This is a genomic window from Salipiger sp. HF18 (genome assembly GCF_011806505.1).
GTDB classification, from domain to species: Bacteria; Pseudomonadota; Alphaproteobacteria; order Rhodobacterales; family Rhodobacteraceae; genus Salipiger; species Salipiger thiooxidans.
Map to the genome: position 1 here is coordinate 1 of NZ_JAATOS010000211.1, position 6780 is coordinate 6780.

The window sequence follows — 6780 nt, forward strand, 5'->3', positions numbered from 1 at the left end:
CCCGACGCGGGCACCATCCGCGTCGACGGGCGCGACATGCACGAGGGCGACCGCGACGCCTTCCTCGCGCGGTTCGGCATGCTGTTCCAGGGCGGCGCGCTCTTCGACAGCCTGCCTGTCTGGCAGAACGTCGCCTTCCGCTTGCTGCGCGGCGCGCTCAAGCGGCCCCGGCGTGAGGCCCGCGAGATCGCCATCGAGAAGCTCCGCCGCGTGGGGCTGACGCCCGACGTGGCCGATGCCTTCCCCGCAGAGCTCTCGGGCGGCATGCAGAAGCGCGTCGGTCTCGCCCGCGCCATTGCCGCAGATCCCGAGATCATCTTCTTCGACGAGCCCACCACCGGGCTCGACCCGATCATGGCCGGCGTCATCAACGATCTGATCCGCGAGATCGTCACCGAGATGGGCGCCACCGCGATGACCATCACCCACGACATGTCCTCATTGCCGACCACGTCGCCATGCTGCATGACGGGGTGATCAAGTGGACCGGGCCGGTCTCGGAGATGGACAGCGCCGCGGATCCGTTCCTGCAACAGTTCATCCACGGCCGTGCCGAGGGGCCGATCGCGGCGGTCAGGTAGCCGACGGCCGCCCGCCGCTCACACACCGCGGACGCCACGCACGCAAACCGACGTAGACAGACGAGAGAGTGATGTTCGAACCCACCCCGGTCCTGCTCGCCTTCCTGATCTTCAAGCGCTTCGTGTTCCTCGAGCTTGTCGCCGCGCTGGCGCTGGCCCGGGTGATCCGCGCCACCGGGCCGTCCCGGCTTGCCGCCCTCGGCGCGCTGTTCCTCGCCTCGGTGGGCGCGGCGATCCTGCTGGCCCCGATGGCGGGGCTCGACCACGGCCCGGTCTACGCCGCCGGCGCACGTTTCATGGCCATGGGCAGCGGCATGCTGTCGCTTCTGCTGCCCTCGGTGCTGCTCGCGCTCAGCGCCTACGTGCCGGGCTCGCGCCACCGCGGCATCGACATCGCCCATATCGTCGCGCTCTGGGTCCTCGTGGGGCTATGGCTCGCCAGCGTGTTGCTCTGAGCGCGCTGGCCGCTCGCGTTCCGTGCCGAAGACGGGCACAACTCTCGCCATGATGCTGAAAGCCCTGAACCTCGCACTCCTCGTGCTCTACCCGGTCGCCTGGACCGCGCCGCTGATGCGCGCCGGGCTGCTGCCGCTTTTCGGCCTCTCCGAGATCAGCGTGCTGAGCGGGCTGCAGGCGCTCTGGGGCAGCGACATCTTCCTTGCCATGGTGGTCACGATCTTCGCGATCTTCGCGCCGTGGCTCAAGACGCTGGGGCTGGCGCTGCTGCAATTCGGCCTGCTCGACCGCCGCGTCCTGCCCGCGCTCGAGATCCTCGGAAAGCTCGCCATGGCGGACATCTTTCTCATCGCACTTTACATAACGCTCGCGAAGGGAATCGGCGTCGGCCGGATCGAGACCGCATGGGGGCTCTATCTCTTCACCGCCTGCGTCCTCGGGTCGATCCTGATTTCCTCCATGGAATCACGGCGAAAGCAATGATCGCCCTGTCTCCACAGGCGACTCACGCCGGGCGGCACCGCAGGGATTCGGGACCTCGCGACCCGCATTCAAAAAAATCTAGGTGAAAGCGCAACCTTCGGCGTATTATTGCCGTTGTGTATTCAATTAACTCGATTTTGCCGGGAGTTTTACGATGAATACGTCTCTGCGCGCCACCGGTCAGCTCGTGCAATACCTCATGCAACGCATCGCCTTCCTGATGGTGCTCACGCTCGGGCTCGGGCTCTCGGCCTATGCGGTGGCCGCGGCGCTTGGTGTGGTTCCATGGCTGGTGATGCCGCTGCAATTCGGCGACACCGCCCCGATCGAAGCCGGCATGGCGGTGCAGCTCGGCATCACCGCCCTCGCCTTCTGCCTGATGTTCTTCCTCCCCGCGAACTCCCGGATGATGGCACTCGAGACCTCGCACCGCCGCTTCCACATGGGCATGCGCGACGTGGCGCGCGCCTATTCCGCCGCCCACCGCGCCGACCGCGAAGGCGTCTTCACCATGCCCTCCGAATTCGACTCCGTGCGCGAGCGCATCGCCTTCCTGCGCGACCACCCCGATCTCGGCGATCTCGAACCGTCGGTGCTCGAGGTGGCGGCACAGATGAGCCATGTCTCGCAGGAGCTGGCGCAGGTCTATTCCGACCGCAATGTCGCCCGCGCCCGCGATTTCCTCATCGCCCGGCAGCAGGAGGTCGAAGACTTCAACATCCGGCTCGAGGAGGCCAAGCGCGTCGCCAACGAGATGCACAGCTGGCACACCCGGCTGTCGCTGGAAGAGGACGTGGCCGAGTCTCAGCTTGCCCGGCTCTGCGAAGTGCTGGAAACCATCCTGCCCGAACTCACGCTCGCGCCCGACCCCGCCCCGGCCCATGCACATGCCGAAGCACAGGACGTTTCCACCCCGCTGGTGTTGCGCAACCACGCGCATGGCTCCGGCTGGGTCGGCGGCCCCGCTCACGCCGGCGCCGGGATCGAGGATCAGCGCATCGTCGCCATGGTGAGCCGCCGCGCCGCCGAGTGAGCCACCGGCACCCTCTGCCTCTCAGGAGCCGCCAAACGGAATAACGTCAGCAGGATGAGGGACCTGTCTCCTTCATCTTGCCAGATAAACTCCCGCCGGAGGCGCTCCCGCCCCATCCTCCCATCCCCAACCTCCGAGGTCGGTACGGCGCTTGCGTCCGTCTCCGGGCCGGGGCAAAAGGCCCTCATGGCGCGCACCGCATCCACCTTCGTCTGTCAGGCCTGTGGCAACAGCACCTCCAAGTGGTCGGGGCGCTGCGAGGCCTGCGGCGAATGGAACACCATCGTCGAAGAGACCCCGCTGTCCACCGGCCCCACCGGCAAGAGCCTCGGCAACGCCAAGGGCCGCGCCGCGCGGCTCACCGACCTGTCGCACCCCGAAGCCCCGCCGCCGCGCACCGCCTGCGGCATCGGCGAGCTCGACCGGGTGCTGGGCGGCGGGCTGGTGCCGGGCTCGGCCATCCTGGTGGGCGGCGATCTACGCCAGCGGCGAGGAAGCCAGCGCGCAGGTGCGGATGCGGGCGCAGCGGCTCGATCTCGCGCAGGCGCCGGTGCAGCTCGCCGCCGAGACCAACCTCCGCGACATTGTCACCACGCTCGAGCAGGAGCGCCCGGCGCTCGCCATCGTGGACTCGATCCAGACCATGTGGGCCGACAACGTGGCCTCGGCCCCGGGCTCGGTGGCGCAGGTCCGCGCCGCGGCGCATGAGCTCACCACCTTTGCCAAGAGCCGCAACACCAGCGTCATCATGGTGGGCCACGTCACCAAGGACGGCCAGATCGCCGGCCCCCGCGTGGTCGAGCACATGGTCGACACGGTGCTCTATTTCGAGGGCGAGCGCGGCCACCAGTTCCGCATCCTGCGCAGCGTCAAGAACCGCTTCGGCCCCGCCGACGAGATCGGCGTCTTCGAGATGACCGGCGCCGGGCTCGCCGAGGTCGGCAACCCCTCGGCGCTGTTCCTGTCCGAGCGCGGCACCCCGGCGCCCGGCTCGGTGGTCTTCGCAGGCATCGAGGGCACCCGCCCGGTGCTGGTCGAGTTCCAGGCGCTGGTCGCCCCCACGCCGCAGGCGCAGCCGCGCCGCACGGTGGTCGGCTGGGACGGAGGGCGGCTCGCGATGATCCTCGCGGTGCTCGAGGCGCGCTGCGGCATCCCCTTCGGCGGGCTCGACGTCTATCTCAACGTCGCCGGCGGCATGAAGGTGAGCGAACCGGCCGCCGATCTCGCGGTCGCGGCGGCGCTCCTGTCGGCGCGCGAGGACGTGGCAGTGCCCCCCGAGACGGTGGTTTTCGGCGAAATCAGCCTCTCCGGCGCGCTGCGTCCGGTGGGCCAGACCGAAAACCGGTTGAAAGAGGCGCAAAAACTTGGTTTCTCCACCGCAATTCTGCCCCGCGGCGGAAAGGCGAAATCGAAGGGCATGAAACTGACCGAGATGCCCGATCTCGCCACCGTGGTTGGCGAGGTCTTCGGCGCCGGCTGAACGCGGGCGAGAGGTCGACAAAGGACGGGAACGGATGGAAGGTTTCACTATAGTAGACGGCGTGGTCGCCGTCGTCATCGTGCTCTCGGCGCTGCTGGCCTACTCGCGCGGCATCGTGCGAGAGTCACTGGCCATCGCGGGCTGGGTCGTCGCGGCCATCCTCGCCTACATCTTTGCGCCACAGGTACAGCCGCTGGTGCAGGAGGTGCCGGTGATCGGCGAATTCCTGACCGACAGCTGCGAACTTTCGCTCATCGCCGCCTTCGCCGCGGTGCTGGCTCTGGCGCTGGTGATCGTGTCGCTCTTCACCCCGGTGTTCTCGAGCATCGTGCAGCGCTCGGCGCTCGGCGGGCTCGACCAGGGGCTCGGCTTCCTCTTCGGCGTGGCGCGCGGCGTGCTGCTCGTGGCAATCGCCTTCTTCGTCTACGAGACGGTGATCACCGCGCAGGACATTCCGATGATCGAGGATTCGCGCTCGGCCGCGGTGTTCGCACAGTTCACCGACCGCATCGAAGAGCAGAAGCCCGAAGCGGCGCTCGGCTGGATCACCAGGCAGTACGAACAGCTCGTCGCGGTCTGCCAGGCACCGACGCCGAACGACGCCTGATCGCGTCTTCGCACGGATTGACAGGAACGCGCGGCCCCTCGGGTCGCGCGTTCTGCTTTGCGGCCTAGAGCAGCATCAGCCGGATCAGCCAGGCCACCGTGCCGACGGCGGCGACTCCGCCAAGGTAGAGCAGCGCGAACCATCCCAGCTTCTGAATCCCGCGGCGCATCTCAGTGGTAGCCCTCGTCAGGATCGAGCTTCCCGCGGAACACCCAGTAGGCGTAGGCGGTGTAGGCCAGGATGATCGGCACCAGCACCACCGCCCCAACGAACATGAACATCTGCGAGGATTCCGGCGCCGCCGCGTCCTGCAACGTCACGGCGGGCGGGATCACGTAGGGCCACATCGACACGCCCAGCCCCGCGAAGCAGAGCAGGAAGAGCCCCAGCGCCAGCAGCATCGGCAACCAGTCGGGCCCCTTGCCGGAGGTCAGCGCCCGCGCCAGCCACAGGGTCAGCGCTGCCACCAGCACCGGCACGATGGCGACCTCGAGGATCCCCGGCCAGGCCAGCCAGCGCTCGAAATAGGCGGTCTCGAGGAAGGGGGTCGCGGCGCTCACGCCGACGATGCCCGCGACTGTGGCCAGCCCCGCCACCCGGGCGGCGACACGGGCACGGGCCTGGATCCCGCCCTCGGTCTTGATGTTGAGCCAGCAGGCGCCGAGCAGCGCGTAGCCCGCCACCACCGACACGCCGCAGAGCAGGGTGAAGGGCGTGAGCCAGTCCCACCAGCCGCCCGCGTAGGCGCGGCCTTCGACCTCGATCCCCTGCAACAGCGTGCCGAGGATCATGCCCTGGCAGAGCGCCGCCAGCGTCGAGCCTCCGATGAAGGCGCCGTCCCAGACCCAGGCCGAGAACGGCCTGCCCGCGCGCCAGCGGAACTCGAAGGCCACGCCGCGGAAGATCAGCGCAAGCAACATGGCGATGATCAGCGGATAGGTCGCGGGCAGGATGATCGCATAGGCCAGCGGGAAGGCCGCGAAGAGCCCGCCGCCGCCCAGCACCAGCCAGGTCTCGTTGCCGTCCCAGACCGGAGCGACCGAGTTCATCATCAGGTCGCGGTCCTGCTTTTTCGGGAAGAATGGGTAGAGGATGCCGAGCCCGAGGTCGAAGCCGTCGAGCACCACGTAGGTGAAGACCGCGAAGGCGAGCAGCAGCGCCCATGCGAGGGTGAGATCGATTGCCATGGTGTCTGCCCTCCTATTCCGCCGGACGGGCGTCGCCCCGCCCGGTCTCGGCCTGCCCGTCTTTGGCCTGCCCGTCCTCGACCATCTGATGAGGCGCCCCTCGTCCGGCCCCTCGCGCTCGTTCAGCTCGGGCGGTTTGGTCATCAGCCGCAGCAGGTAGACCACGCCGGCGCCGAAGACGGTGAAGTAGATCACCACGAAGGCGATCAGCGACCAGCCGACCGCGCTCGCCCCCAACGGCGACACGGCGTCGGCGGTGCGGAGCTGGCCGTAGACCACGTAGGGCTGCCGTCCGACCTCGGTGGTGATCCAGCCCGCGATCACCGCGACCAGCCCCGACGGCCCCATCGCCACCATCGCCCGCCAGAGCATGGGCGTTGCGTAGAGCGCTCCGCGCCAGCGCGCCCAGAGCCCCCAGAGCCCCGCGCCCACCATCAGGAAGCCGAGCCCGACCATGACGCGGAACGACCAGAAGATCACCGCGACCGGCGGCTCCTCCGCGTCGGGAACCACGTCGAGCCCCTCCATCGCGCCGTTCCAGCCGAGCCCGAAGATCACCGAGCTCAGGTGCGGGATCGAGATCTCGTAGCGCATCTCTCCCGCCGCCTGGTCCGGCAGACCTAACAGGATCAGGGGCGCGCCGTCCGGGTGGCTCTCGAAATGACCCTCCATGGCGGCGATCTTCACCGGCTGATGCTCCAGCGTGTTGAGCCCGTGCTCGTGGCCCACCATGACCTGCAGGGGCGCGGTGACGACGATCATCCACATCGCCATCGAGAACATGGTGCGGACCCCCGGGTTGTGCCCGTGCCCGCGCAGCAGGTGCCACGCCCCGGTGCCGCCCACGATGAAGGCCGTGGTCAGGTAGGCTGCGGTCAGCGTGTGCGCGAGGCGATAGGGAAAGGACGGGGTGAAGACGATCGCCCACCAGTCCTCGGGGATAAACTGCCCCG

At 68.5% G+C, this 6780-nt stretch carries 6 protein-coding genes and 3 pseudogenes; 6 read left to right on the forward strand and 3 right to left on the reverse strand.

Annotation, left to right across the window (positions count from 1 at the left end; genetic code table 11):
- The 6 genes and pseudogenes from HC022_RS16095 to HC022_RS16120 all read left to right on the forward strand — a co-directional run.
- Positions 1–581 (forward strand): annotated as a pseudogene (locus HC022_RS16095) (ABC transporter ATP-binding protein); the annotation flags it as partial.
- A gap of 71 nt (positions 582–652) precedes the next feature.
- A complete protein-coding gene (locus tag HC022_RS16100; protein ID WP_167453110.1) occupies positions 653–1036 on the forward strand; it encodes a hypothetical protein in 384 nt (127 codons plus the stop codon).
- A gap of 49 nt (positions 1037–1085) precedes the next feature.
- The gene (locus tag HC022_RS16105) at positions 1086–1520 is read left to right on the forward strand and encodes a paraquat-inducible protein A (protein ID WP_167453111.1); all 435 of its coding nucleotides are present in this window, start codon (positions 1086–1088) and stop codon (positions 1518–1520) included.
- 154 nt (positions 1521–1674) lie between these two features.
- Positions 1675–2553, forward strand: coding sequence for a DNA repair protein (locus HC022_RS16110; RefSeq protein WP_167453112.1), 879 nt, complete (start codon positions 1675–1677; stop codon positions 2551–2553).
- Positions 2554–2739: 186 nt separating this feature from the next.
- Positions 2740–4033 (forward strand): annotated as a pseudogene (gene radA, locus HC022_RS16115) (DNA repair protein RadA).
- 34 nt (positions 4034–4067) lie between these two features.
- Entirely contained in the window at positions 4068–4640 is a 573-nt protein-coding gene (locus HC022_RS16120) for a CvpA family protein (protein ID WP_167453113.1), read from the forward strand.
- Between the two features lie 64 nt (positions 4641–4704).
- Here HC022_RS16120 and HC022_RS16125 read toward each other — a convergent pair whose 3' ends face one another.
- The 3 genes and pseudogenes from HC022_RS16125 to HC022_RS16135 form a co-directional block, all read right to left on the reverse strand.
- A complete protein-coding gene (locus HC022_RS16125; RefSeq protein ID WP_167453114.1) occupies positions 4705–4809 on the reverse strand; it encodes a DUF2474 family protein in 105 nt (34 codons plus the stop codon).
- A 1-nt stretch (position 4810) separates the two neighbouring features.
- Positions 4811–5827 (reverse strand): cytochrome d ubiquinol oxidase subunit II, encoded by a 1017-nt coding sequence (gene cydB, locus HC022_RS16130; RefSeq protein ID WP_167453115.1) that lies wholly within the window; start codon positions 5825–5827, stop codon positions 4811–4813.
- Positions 5828–5965: 138 nt separating this feature from the next.
- Positions 5966–6780 (reverse strand): annotated as a pseudogene (locus tag HC022_RS16135) (cytochrome ubiquinol oxidase subunit I); the annotation flags it as partial.

Bases quoted from the DNA above. Each gene is read 5' to 3' on its own strand.
- HC022_RS16100 (WP_167453110.1), top strand. From the start codon at position 653: ATGTTCGAACCCACCCCGGTCCTGCTCGCCTTCCTGATCTTCAAGCGC.
- HC022_RS16105 (WP_167453111.1), top strand. From the start codon at position 1,086: ATGATGCTGAAAGCCCTGAACCTCGCACTCCTCGTGCTCTACCCGGTC.
- HC022_RS16110 (WP_167453112.1), top strand. From the start codon at position 1,675: ATGAATACGTCTCTGCGCGCCACCGGTCAGCTCGTGCAATACCTCATG.
- HC022_RS16120 (WP_167453113.1), top strand. From the start codon at position 4,068: ATGGAAGGTTTCACTATAGTAGACGGCGTGGTCGCCGTCGTCATCGTG.
- HC022_RS16125 (WP_167453114.1), bottom strand. From the start codon at position 4,809: ATGCGCCGCGGGATTCAGAAGCTGGGATGGTTCGCGCTGCTCTACCTT.
- cydB (WP_167453115.1), bottom strand. From the start codon at position 5,827: ATGGCAATCGATCTCACCCTCGCATGGGCGCTGCTGCTCGCCTTCGCG.